Source organism: Vibrio genomosp. F10 str. 9ZD137 (assembly GCF_049974785.1).
Taxonomy (GTDB): domain Bacteria; phylum Pseudomonadota; class Gammaproteobacteria; order Enterobacterales; family Vibrionaceae; genus Vibrio.
This window is the reverse complement of sequence record NZ_JBNGCJ010000486.1, coordinates 1-1,996: the sequence shown is the minus strand read 5'-3', so window position 1 is coordinate 1,996 and position 1,996 is coordinate 1. Positions and strand designations below refer to the sequence as shown.

Here is a 1,996-nt window from a genome sequence, read left to right as displayed (position 1 = left end):
CGCTCTTCCGATCTTAAACCAAGTCACGCCCCGCGCCCAATTGTGCTTCAAACAGTAGGTTTTCATTATTCGCTTGCAGCGCTTTCAAAGGTTCGGTGACGTTACAGATAAACGGACGCCACGTTTTCGTGACTTCCAGTAACCATGCAGTGAGTTCGGCGGCGTTTTCTGTGTAATCACACTCGGGATAAAGCGCTTTAAGCTGAGGCATTTTCCAGTCGAGCATGAATTGAATACGCTGCTCTAACACCTCTGGTTGGTTCAACCACCCAACGAGAATGCCTTTTTTCATCACACGGTCGCCGTAAGCAGGAGCAATACCCTGACGAGTAGACCCATAGGCAGCATCGCCAAGTCTTTGTTCTTCTAACGTATCTTCCAATGCATGAAGAGGAAGACACAAGGTCGCGCGGTCAGAAATACGTAAATTAACATTCACCCCCGCAGCCTCAACTTCAGCGATTTCTTCACTCAGTGCCGCTGGGCTAATCACCATGCCAGGGCCAAGAACGGCGATACAATTCGGATTAAAGATACCACTGGGTAATTGGTGAAGTTTAAACGTACCAAAATCATTAACAACGGTGTGGCCCGCATTATTACCACCTTGAAAACGCACACTGGCAGAGGCGTCGGAGGCTAAAAAATCAACAATACGACCTTTTCCTTCATCACCCCAATTGGCACCGACAACAACAATAGACGACATAAACTTTCTCCGAATTGATTAAGAAATCATCTTAGTTCTGTCGATTGAATAAGAGAAATTAATTATAATGATTAACTTGATAAGAAAGTCATATAGACTAGCCGTACATCGGTAGGCTAACTCACATGAAGGTGTAAGAATGCTCGACATCCATTGGCTTAAAACGTTCGTCACGTTGGCGGATTACAAACATTTTGGTAAAGCAGCGATTGCGTTACATATGACACAACCGAATGTAAGCCTGCACCTGAAACAACTCGAGCAAGCCACAGGGGTAAAACTCATTGAACGAAGCCCCTTCCACCTGACTCAAGCGGGAGAGCGTTTATTAACCAGTAGCCAACGGACACTTCAAGAGTTACAGGTTTGCCAAGCGGATCTCAACGCTTTAAATGACTTAGATAAAGGCACAATCACCATCGCAGCCAGCGACATTATTTCTCGCATGTTGCTCATTGAAGCATTTAAGCTGTTTAAAGAACAGTATCCAGGCATCGATATTGCGTTGTTAAACACCACCTCATCCCAAGCCTCTGAACTCGTTAAAAATGCCGAGGCTGACCTTGGATTTGTCATCTCCCAAAAACAGACTCAGCCACTGCATTTCGTTGAGCTACAACAAGTAAAATGGGTAGCGTTAGGTCAAGGATTTGAACAAAACATAGCACTGAATAATCAGAAAGGCCGCCAAAGAAACGACCAGAAAGATGATCAGACAAACAGTAAGGTAGTGAACCAGCAAGACAAAGAGTTAACTCTCATCTTGCTCGGTCATGATACGCGTACACGAGAGTTGATTGACAACGCCTTGCCTAAGCTGAATCTATCCAACTACCGAGTCATGGAAGTGGGCAGCGTAGATGCACAAATTGATTGGGCAGAAGCCGGATTTGGCGTCGCAATCGTTCCAGAGTTTGCGATATCTCCCCACAAGAATATCACTTCTCAAGTGATACCTTTGCCAGATTTTCCCACCACAGATCTTGGTTACATTGTTCGGCAAAATCAGATTTTATCTAAGGCAACCAAACAGCTGCTTCATTGGGTGAACGATGGTATTTCTGCCATGCACAGCCGTAACATAAAATAGTGGGGAGTCACTATCGTGCCTCAGAATTTTGCCGTGCCTCAGAATTTTGCGCGTCCAAACAGCGAAACCCACGCAGAATATTACTCAATGTCATCGCAGCAAACACCACAATCACCAGCGACAGATGCCACGCTTGGTCTAGCCCCAGTAAAACCAGCCCCATGCTCACAATGGAAGAGATCACCATTTGCCCACCG

Annotated in this window: 1 protein-coding gene and 2 pseudogenes; 1 reads left to right on the top strand and 2 read right to left on the bottom strand. The window is 45.6% G+C overall.

The window, feature by feature from the left end; translation table 11 throughout:
• Positions 1-16 precede the first annotated feature (16 nt).
• Positions 17-709, bottom strand: a pseudogene (locus tag ACP45E_RS11760) (adenylosuccinate synthetase); the annotation flags it as partial.
• Positions 710-848: 139 nt separating this feature from the next.
• Here ACP45E_RS11760 and ACP45E_RS11755 point away from each other — a divergent pair.
• The gene (locus ACP45E_RS11755) at positions 849-1,799 is read left to right on the top strand and encodes a LysR family transcriptional regulator (RefSeq protein WP_017038266.1); all 951 of its coding nucleotides are present in this window, start codon (positions 849-851) and stop codon (positions 1,797-1,799) included.
• 10 nt (positions 1,800-1,809) lie between these two features.
• On the opposite strand, the pseudogene ACP45E_RS11750 reads toward ACP45E_RS11755, so the two are convergent.
• Positions 1,810-1,996 (bottom strand): annotated as a pseudogene (locus tag ACP45E_RS11750) (MFS transporter); the annotation flags it as partial.